Below are 16787 nucleotides of genomic sequence, written 5' to 3'. Positions count from 1 at the left end.
CAAAAATAGTGTAAATTTGTGGAATGAACCAAGATTTGATTTGTATATTGGGTCCAACCGCCTCCGGCAAGACCAGGTATGCCGTTAATATGGCACTGGAGTTGGGTGGAGAAATTATTTCTGCCGATTCCCGTCAGGTTTACAGAGGAATGGATATAGGGACGGGTAAGGATCTGAGTGATTATATTGTAAATGGAGTAGAGGTGCCTTATCATCTTATAGATATTGCAAATCCGGGTACAAAATATAATATCTTTGAGTATCAGAAAGATTTTCAAAAAGCTTACAGGGACATTGTTTCAAGGGGCAGAGAGCCCATCCTTTGCGGAGGTTCGGGTTTGTATATTGACTCTGTTACAATGGGATACAGCCTGGCAGAGGTGCCGCCCAATACAGAGCTGAGAGAGAGGCTTGAGAGGCTCCCAATTGAGGAGCTTGCGGAGATGCTTAAGGGTTATAAAAATCTTCACAATACAACAGATACTGACAGTAAAAAAAGAGTGATTCGTGCTTTGGAGATAGCCATTTTCAATTCAGAAAACCCATCTCAAAGGCAAGAGTTCTCACCATTAAAAACCAGATATATTGGGATTGATGTAAGCAGGGAGGAGAGAATCAGAAGGATTGACAATCGGCTTGATGAGAGGCTGAGGCAGGGGATGGTTGAGGAGGTAAAGGCTCTTATCGATTCTGGAATTAACCCCGATGACCTGATTTACTACGGGCTTGAGTATAAGTTTGTGACTCTTTATATTCTGGGAAGACTCTCGTTTGAGGAGATGAGAAATCAGCTGGCAACTGCTATTCATCAGTTTGCCAAGAGGCAGATGACCTGGTTTAGAGGGATGGAGAGAAGGGGGGTAAAAATAGAGTGGATAAAATTATAAATTCAATATATGAAAATTTCAAGCAGAGTTTCGTGCCTTCTGGCTGTTACCCTTTTTGCACTGGTAAAACCTGTTGTTTCTAATGCAACAGAACTAAAGGACCTTAAATACACAGATGCCCGCTCGCTCCAGATAACGGGAATGGCTTATGATACACCACTTGCGGAGTATTCCAGATTACCAGAGCAGTTAAGGGGGGAGTTTAGAGAGTCTTTACTCTCTCTCGGAGTGAATTCAGCCGGGATTGCTGTAAGATTCAGGTCTGACAGCCCTGTTATTGCGGCAAGGTGGAGTGTGAGAAACAATTTTTCAATGAATCATATGCCAGATACAGGAATAAGAGGTCTTGACCTGTATACTCTGGATGGGGATAAGTGGAAATATATTGGAACAGCCAAACCGGTAGCAAAGGAGAGTATGTCTGCATTTATAAGAAATGGTGATAGTGTTATGAGGGAATATATTGCATATCTTCCGCTTTATGATGGTGTAGAGTCTCTTGAAATTGGCGTGGAGCCTGATGCTTTTTTGGGTAAGCCCATCAATCCTGCACTAATATTTTCCACAGAGAGGAAACCTGTAATATTCTACGGAACAAGTATTACTCAGGGTGGCTGTGCATCAAGACCCGGGATGGCCTATCCGGCAATACTTGGCAGGATGCTCAACAGAGAGACCATTAACCTGGGCTTTTCCGGTAATGCCCGTATGGATAAGGCCATAGCTAAGGCAATAAATATGGTGGATTTTCACACACTTGTTCTGGATTGTCTACCCAATATGAATGCTCAGATGGTAAGAGACAGTGCCGAGTATTTTATAAGAACCATATTATCTGCAAATCCCGGTAAATACTTTATAATGGTTGAAAATCCGCGCTTTCCGCATCTGTTTATTGACAGTAAAAATGCTGCTGAGATAAAGGAGGAGAATGAGGTTTGGAGATCTCTGTATGAAAAATTCAGAAAAGAGGGATATAGAAACATAAAATATGTCAGAGGAGAGGGGCTTATAGGAGATGATAATGAGGCCACTGTAGATGGAGTGCACTTAACAGATCTTGGGTTTCAGAGATTTTCAGAAAGCCTTGTAAAATTTCTTAGGGACTAAATTAATGCCATTGGTTTGATGGCTGGCTATTCAGTATATAAATGGTAGGGGGCTCCGCTACTTGAAGGGTACTGGAAAACTCTCAGTCCAAAAGCTGTTACAACAGCCATGATGTGGTCAAAAATATCTGACTGAACATTTTCATAGTAAATCCAGTCTTTGATCTTTGTAAAGAAATAAAGTTCAAGCGGAATACCCTTTTCGGTTGGCTGAAGCTGTCTGACCATTGTTGTCATTTCGTGGTTAACCTCAGGATGGTTTTCCAGATACTTCTGAATATATGCTCTGAAGACTCCTATATTGGTTTGTCTTCTTCCGTTGACAATCATTGTGTTGTCTGTGCCATTCTCCTGATTGTAATTGCGGATAACCTCCTCAGTTGTATCTATATACTCTGTGAGGTATTTTATTTTTCTGAATTTATCAAGCATCTCCGGAGTACAGAACTGAATGCTTGTCATATCAATGATAATGGACCTCTTTATTCTTCTCCCTCCTGACTCCTGCATACCTCTCCAATTCTGGAATGAATCACTTACCAGTGCATATGGAGGAACAGTAGTTATAGTATTGTCAAAGTTTCTCACCTTAACTGAGTATAGGCTTACCTCTTCAACATTTCCATCTGCACCATATTTGGGAACTGTAATCCAGTCACCCTGTCTCAGCATATCATTTGAGGAGAGTTGCCAACCGGCAACAAAGCCCAGAATTGTATCTTTGAATACCAGAATTATAATTGCCATAGAGGCTCCAAGCCCTGCGAAGAGTGTTGCAAATGATGTGTCAAGAAGAATGCTGAGGAGCGAAATACCCCCTACAAAATATGCAATAACTGCAACTATCTGAAATATAATCTGTATGGGTTTGTTTGAGTAATCTTCTGACTTGGTGTAAACTTTGGTCATCGCCTTTGTTGAGGCGTGAACTGCTCTTATGATTACAAAAACAATATAAATAAGAGCACCTTTTTCAAACAGATTAATCCAGAACAGAGACTTTAATGCTATTGGAGTGCTCAGATAAAATACAATAGCAGGGATTACATGTGCGATGTGCTTAAATACCTTCTCCTCAACAAAAAGGTCATCCCACTGAGTTTTTGTGAATTTTGCCAGATGACCCACAACCCTGTGCAGAACAAATCTTGCGATAAGGTCTATACCATATGCAAGCAGGAAGAGCAGTGTCATAGATATAATCTCGTCAAGCCAGCCTGCCAGTGCTGGAGATAGTCCCCACTCAATGAGGAGTGCATTTATGCCATCTACAATTCCAAACAGTGCCGTTGCTCTTGTGGTTATTTCGTTCTCTAACATAACTTTTATATATGAAGTCTGAATGCAAATATACTAAAAATGACGGAAGGGCTTCAGCTTACTTTGCAGTGGCCTCAATTCCAAACTCTTCGAATAAGGAAATGCAGCGGGAGATTGTTTCAGAAGATGGTTTCTCCATAGGGATATTGAGCGGGTTATATCTGCTTCCCATTCGCGAGTGTTTTCCCATTCCAACATTGTGGTATGGCAGCAGCTCTACTTGCCTCTCTTCTGCTCCGGGGAGTGAAGCCAGGAATTCTGCGGTGGATTTTATGTTCTCCACATCGGCATTAACCCCCTCAATCAGCGGTATGCGGACGATGAAATTGTAGCCCTCCTCTGCCAGCATCCTGATATTTGCCAGAATCAGTTCGTTTGTCTGACCGGTAAACTCTTTGTGCTTTTGAGGGTCCATATGTTTTAAATCTGCAAGTATAAGTTCGCAGTTGCCGGCGACCTCTCTTACAACCTCTTCGCTTGCAAAGAGGCATGTGTCAACTGCTCTGTGAATCCTCAATTCACCACATCTGTCGAGAAGTTCCATGAGCATCTTCTTGTGAATTAAAGGCTCTCCGCCGCAAAAAGTCACCCCTCCCTCACTTTGATCAAGTACGATTGACTCCTTTTTAATTTCAGTCATTACCTGCTCTGCAGAGAGCTCCTCGCCTGAAATCTCCAGTGCTCCGGTTGGGCAGGCCTCTGTGCACTCTCCGCAGTTAATGCAAAGATTTGCATCAGTAGAGATATCATCATACTCCATAGCAAGAGCCGAGTTTGGGCAGCTGGCCACACAGCTTTTGCAGTTAATGCACTTTTGTCTGTTGTAAAGCTTCTCTTTTTTTTGGCTTATGCCCTCCGGATTGTGGCACCAGACACAATTAAGCGGACACCCTTTGAAGAAGATGGTGACTCTTATTCCGGGGCCGTCGTTAATTGAGTATCTTTTAATGTCAAATATCAGACTCATAATGAATTCTCTGTCCTGGAGATTATCTCCTCCTGGAGGTCTCTGTTCATATCATTGAAATAGTCGCTGTATCCGGCCATTCGTACAAGCAGGTCCCGGTACTCTCCGGGGTTTTTCTGGGCGTCACGAAGTGTATCGGTATCAACTATGTTAAACTGAATGTGGTGGCCGTTCATTGAGAAATAGCTCCTTATAAGGGAGGCGAGTTTCACAAGGTCTGAGTTGCTCTTTACCAGTGATGGAAGGAACCGGAGGTTTAGCAATGTTCCGCCGGATTTTATCTGGTCCAGTTTGCCCAGAGATTTTATTACAGCTGTGGGGCCGTGGGTGTCTGCCCCCTGTGAAGGGGAGGTGCCGTCTGATATTGACAGACCGGCAAGGCGGCCGTTGGGAGTTGCTCCTGTAACCTTGCCAAAATATACGTGACAAGTAGTTGAGAGCATATTTAGATGGAAACTCTCCCCCTTTGTATTTGGCTTGCCCTCTATGGCTTTAAAGAGGTCTTCATAAACCCTTACTGCTATTGAATCGGCATAGTCATTATCGTTTCCAAAGAACGGGGTTTTGTTGATAATCCTCTGCCTCAGAATCTCCTCTCCGCTGAAATTGTTTGCCACAGCCGTCAACAGCCTCTCCATTGTGACTGTTTGCTTTTCAAAAACATGCCATTTAATGGCGGCCAGGGAGTCGGTAACGGTACCCAGACCGGTACACTGAATGTAGTTTGTGTTATACCTCGGGCCTCCGTTGTAATAATCCTTCCCCTTTTTGATACAATCTTCAATTACAACTGAGAGGAAGGTGGCCGGGGCATATTTTGCAAACATTCTGTCAATATAGTTGCTTACCCGTATCTTTAAATCAGTTATATAGTTGAGCTGCTTTATAAAAGCATCATAAAGCTCATCAAAGTTTTTAAAATCTGCAGCCTCTCCGATTTTGAGACCCACCTGTTTTCCGCCCACAGGATCAACGCCGTTGTTTAAGGTAACTTCCAGAATTTTAGGGACATTCAGATAGCCGGTAAGAAGATAGGCCTCCTTGCCGAATGCGCCCACCTCTATGCAGCCGCTGCAACCACCTTCGCGTGCATCCTGCAGACTTTTACCCTGCCTCACCATCTCCTGAATATAGGCGTCGGCATTAAAAACCGACGGATATCCGTACCCTTTCCGGATTACTTCGCACCCGGCCAGGAGGAACCTGTCGGGAGTTCTGCTGCTGATGTGGATTGAGCTGCCCGGCTGGAGGATATGAAGCTCCTCTATGACCTCCAGGATTATGTATGAAATCTCGCTGCTGCCATCTGTACCGTCTGGTTTTACACCCCCTATATTTATGTTTGTGAAGTCGTTGTATGTGCCGCTCTCCCTTGCAGTAATTCCCACCTTTGGAGGGGCAGGGTGGTTGTTTACCTTAATCCAGAAGCAGGAGACGAGCTCCTTTGCCTCATCGCGGGTCAGGGTGCCCTCTGCAAACTCCTTTTCATAAAACGGAGCCAGATGCTGGTCAAGATGGCCCGGGTTCATTGCATCCCACCCATTTAGCTCAGTTATGGTGCCGAGGTGAACAAACCAGTACATCTGCAGTGCCTCGTGCAGGTTCCGCGGCGCATTTGCCGGAACCCACCGGCACACCTCCGCAATTTTGCGAAGCTCCTGAATGCGTCTGTCAATAGCTCTCCTCCTCACGGAATCATCGGCCTTACTCTCCAACTCTTTCTGTAAATCAGCAGCCATTCTCTCCGCCAGAAGAGCGTGCCTCTCAGCAAAAAGGATTGCCGCATCGCAGGAGATATCCATTGCCCGGAGCTGCTCCTGCTTGTCTGTGGCCTCAGGGTCGTTAAGGAAGTCGAGGGAGTCCAGATGCTCTATTATCTGCCGTTTAAAATCCAGCATCCCGAATTTGTAAATCTTACCATCAAGGGCGGTGTGTCCGGGTGCCCTCTGCTCCATAAACTCTGTGAAGAGGCCTGATTCATAGGCATCTCTCCACTCCTGTGGCACATGAGAGAATATCCTCTCCCTTTGCGTACGGCCACTCCAGAACGGGATTACCTCCTCTTCATATCTTTTTATATCCTCCTGATTTATTGTATATCTCTGCAACTCTCTTGTGTTTAGTACGTTCAGGTCCTCCACCGAATGGCAGGTGAGCTCCGGGAAGGTGGGTACAGCCTTTGGCTTTGGACCCCTCTCACCTACTATAAGCTCATCCTCACCTATGTAAATTGTTTTTTTCTTGCAGATTTCCAAAAAATTGAGCGCCCTTAATACAGGCACCGGATACTTGTCCAGATTCTCTTTATAGAATTGAGTCTCTATCAACGCCCTCTCAATTGAGAGCGAAGGTTCGGTCTCCACCGATATTTTTCTAAGTTTTGAAATTCTCTCTGTCATTGTGTTGGTGTGTATGTGGTGTGGTTTGGCTACTACCTCAGGGGTAAATGGCCAAAATGCTGTTAGTTAAGCTGTTCCCTAATAAGCGGCAAGTTTTTTAAACGTCTGATTATGTGTTGTTTGGCCATTTACCCCTGAGGTAGTGGCCGGGTGCTGCCGGGCTTTGCCGGGCGGTGGGGTGGGGTCAGTTCATTAGACAAGAGAAGAGACCTCTACCGGGTTTGTGGTAAAGATTCAGCACAAATGTGAATTTGTATGAGGCCATTACGGAGAAATTTTGAACGAATATAGACAATTTTTTTAATACTGCTTATGGACATAGATATCAACTATACCATTTAGCTTTGCGCTCCTCTGTGTTGATTCCGGGAAGCAACTTTTTTATCTGAGCGGCAAATTCATCTCCTCTTGCTGGCTCAGCAGTAAAGAAGATATTGGATGAATTGCGAAGGTTAATCTTCTTGATTTTTCCATTTTTCTTGCGATGAATTTCCATCTTGGAGATATCATTCAGATTAACTTTTCGCCACTCTTTTTTGCCGAACATTATTGAGAAGGTCATCTCCTCAGAATTTATTAAATATTTTGTTCGGATTTTCTGGACAATAATAAAGGCCGGACCCAGAAAAGCAATAAGGTTAAATAGTCTCAAATCGAAAAATACAGCAATACAAGCCAAACATAATGTAATTATCAGAGAAAAGAATACAATCCTCTTTATTTCTCTCAATTCAAATATTGGATATTTACTCTGCATAATTCCAGGTCACGTTTTGAATCATAAATATAACAAATAATTTCTGCCGAACGGCTTAACCCGGTTCAAGTTTTCGAATATCCGTGCGGCCTGAACTTTCTAGCAATGTGTGCTTTAACACTTTATCCGAGGGGTCACCCCTCGGATAAAGTGTCATTTTACTCTTAATCTGTGTGTTACAGTCATACGGGTTCAAACCACCTTCCGCAGAGTTATATGGTGCTGCGCAGTTTATACGGCCTGCGGCCGGAGATCTTGGTTTGGGTGGGACGAACCTCCACGAGGTTGATTTGCAGGTTATTCTAAAACACAATTCTCACATTATCAATAAATTGCGATTTGCAATTAACTCATAATAAAGATGATGGAGGTTCGTCCCAACCACGCCTAAAGTTTCCCACGTCAAAGTCCAGAAGTAAACTATATACCCACACCGCTATAACACGCTGATTACCTAAACATAAGCAATCCACCTGTCAGGTCACCTGACAGGTGGATTGTCTACACATTGATAATCTGAGACTTAGAACCGCACGGGTTTCGCAAAAATCATCTGCCGAATGGCCAACTCAGGCCGGGTGGGCGGGTAGGTTGACAGGGATATTCGTATATATGCTTATAAATCTGGTAATTGCAAATTGCTTTTTGAAAAACTTTTTAAAAAACCAATTTTTAAACACCTAACTACCTGTTAGATAAACAAATATCCCTGTCAAACCTCCCGCCAAGTTTAAAAGGTGCTTCGCAGTTTATACAGCCGGTTATCCGTCATACCTGCACCTCTGTATAACGCTGTTTTTCTCCTTATTAACACTTTTTGCGGTTGATCTGCAATGTGAACTATGTAAAAAGATTGCCATGTCCCTGCCTGAATCAACCGAGACACGAAGGAACCTCCGCCACAGCGAACGAAGTGAGCGAGGAGGAAAAGTTCCGGAGGGGCTGCGGGTGATTCAGGTAGGGATAAGGAGCAGGTCTTTGAGCGAAGGAACCTCCGCCGGAAGCAGCGAAGCGAATGAGGAGGAAAAGTTCCTGAGGGGCTGCTGTTGACTGGGGAAGGATGTGTATGCAGGCCTTGGGATGGTAAGCGACAAGTCTTTGAAAACAAAACCTCCTCCTCTTCAAACGAATTGAAATTGGAGGAGGTTGAAAAATTAGAGCTGCTTCTGACTAGTTTTTCCAGTCTTCGCAGCTGCACATCAGATTTCTGTCTCCGTAGCCGTTGTCTACGCGGGTTACGTGAGGCCAGAATTTATTGTCGCGGATCCAGGCAAGTGGATAGGCGGCCTGTTCGCGTCCGTATGGGTGGCTCCAGGTGTCGGCAGAGACCTCTGCGGCAGTGTGAGGAGCATTCTTGAGCGGATTGTCTGCCTTGTCCATTTCACCAGCCTTGATGGCTTCGCACTCACTCTTGATTACAATCATTGCATCAATGAATCTGTCCATCTCAGCTTTTGATTCGCTCTCGGTAGGCTCAATCATTAAGGTTTCGTGAACAGGGAATGAGAGGGTAGGGGCGTGGAATCCAAAGTCCATCAGTCGCTTGGCTATGTCCGATGCATCAACTCCGTATGTTGCTTTGTAATGGCGTACATCTATAATGCATTCATGTGCAACTCTTCCGTGAGCACTTTTGCCCTTTCCAACAGGTTTTCCTGTGTAGAGAGTAGCATAGCCCGCTTCGGCCAGTTTTGCCGACATATAATTTGCATTTAGGATTGCCACCTCTGTTGCCTTTTTCAGACCATCCGGGCCGAGCAGTTTTATGTAAGCATGTGTTACAGGAAGTGCCATTGGGTATCCGTAAGGGGCAGAGCTGACTGCTTTCACACCGTTGTGGTCGCAATCGGTAAGGAAAGGATGGCAAGGAAGGTATGGTGCAAGCTCTTTTGTACAGCAGATAGGGCCGATTCCGGGACCGCCGCCGCCGTGAGGAATTGCAAATGTTTTGTGCAGGTTCAGGTGGCAAACATCAGCTCCTATGAAGCCGGGATTTGTAAGACCCACCTGAGCATTCATATTTGCTCCGTCCATATATACCAATCCGCCGTTTTTGTGGACGATATCCATCATCTCCTTTATCTTAACTTCGAAAACACCATGAGTGGAAGGGTATGTAATCATTGTGCAGGAGAGTCTCTCCTTGTACTGTGCTGCCTTCTGGCGGAATTCATCAACATTGATATTTCCCATCTCATCGCATGATACAAGAACTATCTCCATTCCGGCCATTGCTGCCGATGCAGGATTTGTTCCGTGAGCGGATGTAGGAATAAGCACTACGTTTCTCTGGGTTTGTCCATGGGCAATATGGTATGCACGAATTGTCATGAGACCGGCAAACTCACCTGCAGAGCCCGCATTTGGCTGAAGTGAAGTTGCGTGGAATCCTGTTATAACAGCAAGATCATTTTCAACCTCCTTGATAAGCTCCATATATCCCTGTACCTGATCAGCAGGTGCAAACGGGTGAACATTACCAAGCTCAGAGAAGCTCATCGGGAACATCTCTACAGCTGCATTAAGCTTCATTGTACAAGAGCCAAGAGGAATCATTGAGTGGGTTAGAGAGATGTCTCTTCTCTCCAGCTTCTTGATGTACCTCATCATCTCGGTCTCTGAATGGTATTTGCTGAACACCTCGGCAGTCAGATAACTGCTCTCACGTGCCATGAATATTTTTCCTTCAGGGAGTCCGGGGCATTCATAAAGATTTCGTCCAAAAATTTCCAGAATTGTTGTAGCCTCCGCACAATTTGAAAGCTCGTCAAAGCTGATAATTACCGAATCCTCAGAAGGGTAGTAAAAGTTAATTCCCTTTTGTTCTGCCTTGTATTTTATATCAGATGCCTTTACGCCTGTGATATGAATTGTGTCAAAGAAATTCTCAGCAGCAAGTTTAAATCCCACTTTTTTCAGTTCAGATGCAACCGCATGGGCGTAACCATAAGCATTCATTGCAATAGATTTCAACCCTTCAGGTCCGTGGTAAGCTGCATACATACCGGTCATTGTTGCCATAAGGGCAGTGGCTGTACAAATATTTGAGGTTGCCTTCTCCCTTTTAATATGCTGCTCTCTTGTCTGGAGAGCCATACGGAGAGCCTGATTTCCCAGTCTGTCAACAGAAATTCCAATGATTCTACCCGGCATATTTCGTTTGTACTCATCCCTGGTAGCCATAAATCCGGCTGTAGGTCCTCCAAAACCCATAGGCAGACCAAATCTTTGTGCTGTACCAACTGCTATATCTGCACCCCACGCAGCAGGCTCCTTAAGAACGGTAAGGGCAAGGAGGTCAGTTACAGCTGTTACAAGAATACCCTTTGCATGAGCGTTTGTACAGAAATCTGTATAGTCGCATACCTCTCCGTTGCCGGCAGGGTACTGGAGCACAGCCCCAAAAAACATATCATCAAATTTAACAGTGTTGAATTTGCCTGAAACAACCTCTATTCCCAGTACCTCAGCGCGGGTCTCTATAACAGCCAGTACATGAGGAAATATGTTTTCATCAATAAATACTTTGTTTTTACCTGCCTTTACAGCGTCACGGGAGCGAAGTTCATACATCATCCTTACCGCCTCTCCTGCAGCTGTGGCATCATCAAGCATTGAACTGTTTGCCATCTTAAAGCCGGTAAGGTCAGCAACCATTGTCTGAAAATTAAGGAGTCCCTCAAGGCGGCCTTGTGAAATTTCTGCCTGATATGGAGTGTATGAAGTATACCAGCTCGGGTTCTCAAAAATGTTCCTGATTACAACAGGTAGAGAGGCTGTTCCGTAGAATCCCTGACCAATCATTGAGCGGAAATTTTTGTTTTTTGAGGCCATTGCCTTAATCTTTGATAAATATTCGTGCTCAGTTAGAGCTTTGTCAAGAGCAAGTGGCTTGTCCAGTAAGATATCAGCCGGAACGGTCTGTTTAACAAGCTCCTCCAGGCTGGATGCCCCCAGAACGGAGAGCATTTCCTGCTCATCGTGTGGTCTTGGTCCATTGTGTCTGTCGACGAATGAAAGTGACATATTATTCTATTTATTAGATTGTTATTACAAGGGTTATCCTGCAAATTTATACAATATTTTCTGAACATTGCGAATTAAAATATTTTCATATTTTTGTGTGAACTAAAACAAAAATCTATGAGTTTATTAAGTAGAAAAATCTCTGAGCTGCAGGACAGGAGGGAAAAGGCTGTGCAAGGCGGAGGCGAGTCTGCCATTGCAAAGCAAATAGCTATGGGAAAGCTTCCGGCGCGAGAGAGAATCAACCAGCTCTTAGACGCCGGTTCTTTTTTTGAATACGACCTTTTTATTGAACACGAAGCTCGTGAATTTGGTATGGAGGGAAAAAATCTTGCCGGAGATGGAGTGGTTATTGGTACAGGTACTATAAATGGTAAGCCTGTAGCAATTTATGCACAGGATTTTACAGTTGCAGGTGGATCACTAGGATCAATGCACGCTCGTAAAATCACAAAAATTATGGACTACGCCCTTAGAATGAAAATTCCTTTGATTGGAATTAATGATTCAGGTGGTGCAAGGATCCAGGAGGGTGTAAACTCTCTTGCAGGTTATGGTGAAATCTTTTTCAGAAACACCCTTGCCAGTGGGGTAATTCCTCAATTGTCAGTTATACTCGGCCCGTGTGCCGGGGGTGCTGTCTACTCGCCTGCTCTTACAGACTTTGTATTTGTTGTAGACAAAATATCAAAGATGTTTATAACGGGGCCGGAAGTAATTAAGTCTGTTCTTGGAGAGGAGATAGATATGGAATCTCTTGGTGGAGCCCGCGTTCACAGTGAGATAACAGGTAATGCCCATTTTTTTGCTAACAGTGAGGCCGAGTGTTTCACTCAGATAAAAACACTTTTGGACTACATACCCGCTTGCAATGAGTGTAAAGGGAAACCTAGAAAAAGTACAGAACCTCTCAAGAAATTTAAAATTGAAAAAATTGTACCTGTTGAGCCAACAAAACCATATGATGTAAGAGATGTAATTAAGGCATTGACTGACTCTTCTGAGTTTTTTGAGGTGCAGGAGATGTGGGCTGCAAATATTGTTGTTGGCTTTGGCCGGATTGACGGAAGAACAGTGGGCTTTATTGCCAACCAGCCTTTGGTTTTGGCAGGAGTACTTGATTGCGACTCTTCAGACAAGGCTGCAAGGTTTATCAGATTCTGCGATGCATTTGAAATTCCTATGATTACACTTGAAGATATGCCGGGTTATCTGCCTGGTGTAGATCAGGAGCATGCCGGGGTTATCCGTCACGGAGCTAAGCTTCTCTATGCATATAGTGAGGCAACTGTTCCAAAAATTACAGTTATCCTCAGAAAGGCTTATGGTGGTGGATATATTGCGATGAATTCCCGCCATCTAAGGGCCGATTTTGTATTTGCATGGCCACTTGCGGAGATTGCTGTTATGGGACCTGAGGGTGCCGCAAATATAATCTTCCGTAAGGAGATAATGGAGGCGGAAGATCCCGAGGCAATGAGAAAGCAGAAGGTTGAAGAGTACAAGAAGAAATTTGCTAATCCTTATGTTGCTGCTGCCAAAGGATATATTGACTCTGTTATTGATCCTACGGAGACAAGAAACTACCTGAAGCATGCCCTTAGTGTCTCAGAGAATAAAGTTGTAAAGAGGCCTACAAAAAAGCACGGTATTCCACCATTTTAATATGAAAAAAAATAAAATAAACCCGGAAGAGATGACTGTTTATGAAACATTGCAGATCTTTCCAAATGCCAGAAACTACAAGACTAACTTAACTAAAAAATACAGGAACAGAAAGCAATGGAAAAGACCTGATCCTCAGGAGATACTCTCCGTGATTCCGGGCGTTGTTACCTCTTTTTCTGTAGAACTTGGTAGTCATGTTAATAAGGGAGATGAGATTATGATATATGAGGCAATGAAAATGCAGAATATCATAAGAGCTCCCTTTGACGGAACTGTTGAGCAAATTTTTGTTAAAACGGGCGAGAAGGTTGCAAAAGGCGTAGTAATGATGTACCTGAAATCAGATGTAGAGTTTGTTTACGAGGATATAAACGATGATCTTAGCGCCATCGTTCCAGATCCAGTCGTATAAAGATAAACAGGAATATAGTAAATGCCCATAATGAGGAGCCGCCGTAGCTTATAAATGGCAACGGAATCCCTATTACGGGCATTATTCCTATTGTCATGCCAATGTTTATAAAAAAGTGGAGGAATAGTACAGATGCAAGAGAGTAACCATATATGCGAATAAATGTATCCTTTTGTCTGTCTGCAAGTGATAATATTCGGATTATTAAAAAGAGGAATAGTCCAATCACAATAACCGAGCCTGCAAAGCCCCACTCCTCACCAATTGAGCAAAAGATAAAGTCTGTGCTCTGCTCGGGGACAAAATTAAACTTAGTCTGAGTCCCCTTAAGGAATCCCTTCCCCCAGAAGCCACCTGATCCAATAGCAATTTTTGACTGGTGAACATTATATCCGGCTCCCTGCAGATCCTCTGTAACACCCAGTAGGTTTTCAATCCTGGATCTTTGATGCTCTTGCAGTATCTCTTCAAAAAAATAGTCAACAGAGAAGATCAAAATTGTTGAAATCAAAAAAGAGAGTAGAATATATTTATAGTAAACCTCTCTCTTTTTAAAAGTTATGTATGTGAAATATGTAAGAAATGGGGAGGCAACAATCAGCATCCACTGAGCAGGAGAGAGAGAAGATGCAAAACTCAGAAGGTCAAGCTGTCCAAGTTCAGGTGAAAAAATTAGCATAGGTATAGATACCACTGCTAACAAGAAGCCCTTTATATACTCTCTGGATATTAAAGTGAGAGCGGTCAGGGTAAGACCAAAAAGAACAATCAGTGATACAAACGGAGAGAAGGCAAGTGTAAGGACAAAAAGAAGTATTGCAAGGATCCCAAATACCAGGAACCATCCGCTTAGCCCCTCCCTGTACAGGACAAAGATAAAACTGAAGAAAACAAGAGCAGAACCGGTCTCCTTTTCAAGAATTATAAGTGCCATTGGAACCAGTATTGTCAGCCCAATCTTTGCAAAAGAGGTAAAGTGTTTGAGTTTGAAATTATAGGCACTCATCATGGTTGCAAGAGCCAGAGAAGTTGTAATTTTTGCGAGCTCTGCCGGTTGAAATCTGAAAGGGCCAATCATAAACCAGGATTTAGAGCCATTTACCTCAACTCCAATAAAAATTACGGCAAAAAGCAGGAGCAAACTTAGAAAGTATAAGATCCAGGCCAGTACATTATAAAGTTTTGGGTTAATTACAAAAAGAATAAGGGTTGCAATAACCATTGATGTTACAATCCAGATAAACTGCATTCCATAACGCTGAGACATATCAAGAATATGAGCATGCTCTTCATCATATACAGATGCAAATACTGATATCCATCCTATCAGAACAAGAGCCAGATAGGTAACTATCAGAGGCCAGTCAAGTTTCTTGTAAAGATTAAGTGGTGTCTTCATCTTTTATTGTTCTGTATAAGGTTGGAACTTATTATATGAGCCTCAAGATCCTTTCTCTCAACAACTCCTTTAAGATACCTTTCAACAAGCAAAGAGGCAATGGGAGCAGCCCAGGTGCCTCCAAATCCGGAATTCTCGATATAAGCTGCTACTGCTATCTTAGGGTTCTCTCTGGGAGCAAAACATATAAAAACCGAGTGATCTTTGCCGTGAGGGTTTTGAGCGGTACCTGTTTTGCCGCATATGTCCAGACCGGGTACAGCAACTCTTGATGCGGTTGCTCCGGAACCCGGAGGAGCATTAACGGCAAGGTACATTCCGTGTATTATTTTTTTGAAATTTGTGGTATCTACCAAAGTGTAGTGTCTTTCAGAAAAATCTGTTTGCAATGTAGTGTCTTCAGCTCCTTTAATAATATGCGGGGTATGATAATATCCTCTGTTAGCAATAGTTGCAGCAAGATTTGCAAGGTGCAAAGGTGTTGTCCCCAACTCCCCCTGTCCAATGGACAGAGATATAATTGAGAGGGATTTCCATCTGTTGAGTCCGTGGATTTTATTATAACCCTCTGTTGATGGCAGCACACCACCCTGCTCCCCGGGGAGGTCACTCCCAAGTTTAACTCCAAACCCAAAACTCTGAACATACTCTCTCCATTTAATAAATGCATCTGTTACGCTTGAGTATTTAGGGTTGTCAATTGTAAGTCTGAATGCATTTGCATAATATGCATTACATGACATCATTATTGAGGTGGTAAGGTTTGTGGGGGAGGGGTGTGCGTGGCAGGCTATGCCTCTCCCAACTTTGTACCCCATGTTGCAGGGATATGTTGTAGTTGTATCAATTACACCCTCCTGAAGAGCGATAAGTCCGTTTACAAGTTTAAATACAGAACCGGGAGGGTAGGGAGACATAACAGCTCTGTTAAACATTGGTTTCAGGGGGTCATTTACTATTTCGTTGTAATATTTACTGATTGAAGCGAGTTTTGATACCTCAAGACCGGGGCTTGAGACCAGTGCCAGTATCTCTCCGGTTGACGGCTCAATGGCAACAACACTGCCTATCTTATTTTGCATAAGAGATTCAACATATTGCTGAAGTTCAGCGTCAATAGATGATGTAATGTTTTTTCCGGGGATAGCCTCTTTGTCATATTTCCCCTCCGAGAAGCTTGATTTTACTTTGTTGTGAACATCCCTTAAAAATATGTTATATCCCTTTTCGCCTTTAAGGAAACCTTCATAGGATTGTTCAATTCCGGTCTTCCCTACATAGTCTCCTCTTCTGTATTCAGGATTCTTCCTGATAAAGGCGGTGTCAACTTCTGTAATATAGCCCAGCAGATTTCCGCAGGCGTTATATGGATAGGTTCTGATAGTTCTTGGTATTGCACTGAATCCGGTAAATTTATAGGATTTTTCAAGAAAGATTGAATACTGCTCCGGAGTAATCTGTTTAACAAAAGGGAGGGACTGGTATCCAATCCGGCGCCTGTTTTTTCTGTAGTCAGCAAGTGTTTTCCGGATATCCTCCAGATTAAGGTCAAAAATCTCACAAAGATCTGCAGTATCCAGCTCTTTGACCTCGTAAGGGGTAATCATTATATCGTATGCAGTGGCATTACCTACAAGTATTTTGCCATTCCTGTCATATATAATTCCCCTTGCAGGGTACCTTACATCATATCTGAAAGCGTTGTTACTTGCTGTGATTTTATACTGCTCATCAAGTATCTGCAGATTGAACAGCTGAAGGATCATTACAACAGCAACCACTATCAGCCCCACTATCAGTATGCTCCTTTTATCCTTAAGTTCAACGCCCATTTATAGTCCCC

General features: G+C 43.4%; 11 protein-coding genes. 4 read left to right on the top strand and 7 right to left on the bottom strand.

Going from position 1 to position 16787, the window contains the following annotated elements; all coding sequences use genetic code 11:
• Window positions 1-23: 23 nt before the first annotated feature.
• Window positions 24-887 carry a tRNA (adenosine(37)-N6)-dimethylallyltransferase MiaA gene (gene miaA, locus U5907_06080; GenBank protein WRQ32152.1) on the top strand — a complete coding sequence of 288 codons (864 nt, stop codon included), beginning with the start codon at window positions 24-26 and terminating at the stop codon, window positions 885-887.
• Window positions 888-896: 9 nt separating this feature from the next.
• Entirely contained in the window at window positions 897-1997 is a 1101-nt protein-coding gene (locus U5907_06075) for an SGNH/GDSL hydrolase family protein (protein ID WRQ32151.1), read from the top strand.
• A gap of 26 nt (window positions 1998-2023) precedes the next feature.
• On the opposite strand, the gene U5907_06070 is transcribed toward U5907_06075, so the two are convergent.
• The 5 genes from U5907_06070 to gcvP all read right to left on the bottom strand — a co-directional run bounded on the left by U5907_06070 (window position 2024) and on the right by gcvP (window position 11465).
• On the bottom strand, window positions 2024-3316 hold the full coding sequence (locus U5907_06070; protein ID WRQ32150.1) for a mechanosensitive ion channel domain-containing protein: 1293 nt from the start codon (window positions 3314-3316) through the stop codon (window positions 2024-2026).
• Window positions 3317-3374: 58 nt separating this feature from the next.
• The gene (locus U5907_06065; protein WRQ32149.1) at window positions 3375-4283 is read right to left on the bottom strand and encodes a glycyl-radical enzyme activating protein; all 909 of its coding nucleotides are present in this window, start codon (window positions 4281-4283) and stop codon (window positions 3375-3377) included.
• Window positions 4280-6682: a trans-4-hydroxy-L-proline dehydratase gene (hypD, locus tag U5907_06060; GenBank protein ID WRQ32148.1), complete on the bottom strand. Its 2403-nt coding sequence runs from the start codon at window positions 6680-6682 to the stop codon at window positions 4280-4282. The genes U5907_06065 and hypD overlap by 4 nt, the downstream gene beginning before the upstream one ends.
• A gap of 325 nt (window positions 6683-7007) precedes the next feature.
• Complete coding sequence (locus U5907_06055; protein WRQ32147.1) at window positions 7008-7439, bottom strand: hypothetical protein; 432 nt, start codon at window positions 7437-7439, stop codon at window positions 7008-7010.
• A gap of 1170 nt (window positions 7440-8609) precedes the next feature.
• Window positions 8610-11465 (bottom strand): aminomethyl-transferring glycine dehydrogenase, encoded by a 2856-nt coding sequence (gcvP, locus tag U5907_06050; protein ID WRQ32146.1) that lies wholly within the window; start codon window positions 11463-11465, stop codon window positions 8610-8612.
• Between the two features lie 117 nt (window positions 11466-11582).
• On the opposite strand from gcvP, the gene U5907_06045 reads away from it, so the two are divergent.
• Window positions 11583-13130 (top strand): acyl-CoA carboxylase subunit beta, encoded by a 1548-nt coding sequence (locus U5907_06045; GenBank protein WRQ32145.1) that lies wholly within the window; start codon window positions 11583-11585, stop codon window positions 13128-13130.
• A gap of 1 nt (window position 13131) precedes the next feature.
• Window positions 13132-13545 (top strand): biotin/lipoyl-containing protein, encoded by a 414-nt coding sequence (locus U5907_06040; protein WRQ32144.1) that lies wholly within the window; start codon window positions 13132-13134, stop codon window positions 13543-13545.
• Here the strand turns inward: U5907_06040 and rodA are convergent.
• Together rodA and U5907_06030 are read right to left on the bottom strand one after the other, a co-directional pair.
• Window positions 13514-14944: a rod shape-determining protein RodA gene (rodA, locus tag U5907_06035; protein WRQ32143.1), complete on the bottom strand. Its 1431-nt coding sequence runs from the start codon at window positions 14942-14944 to the stop codon at window positions 13514-13516. The two genes, U5907_06040 and rodA, sit on opposite strands and share 32 nt — an antisense overlap.
• Window positions 14941-16776 (bottom strand): penicillin-binding transpeptidase domain-containing protein, encoded by a 1836-nt coding sequence (locus U5907_06030; protein ID WRQ32142.1) that lies wholly within the window; start codon window positions 16774-16776, stop codon window positions 14941-14943. Before U5907_06030 ends, rodA begins: the two co-directional genes overlap by 4 nt.
• Window positions 16777-16787: the final 11 nt, after the last annotated feature.

Source organism: Bacteroidales bacterium MB20-C3-3 (assembly GCA_035609245.1).
Classification (GTDB): Bacteria; Bacteroidota; Bacteroidia; order Bacteroidales; family UBA932; genus Bact-08.
Note: the sequence above shows the minus strand (reverse complement) of the source record. Positions and strands in the feature narration are given on the sequence as shown.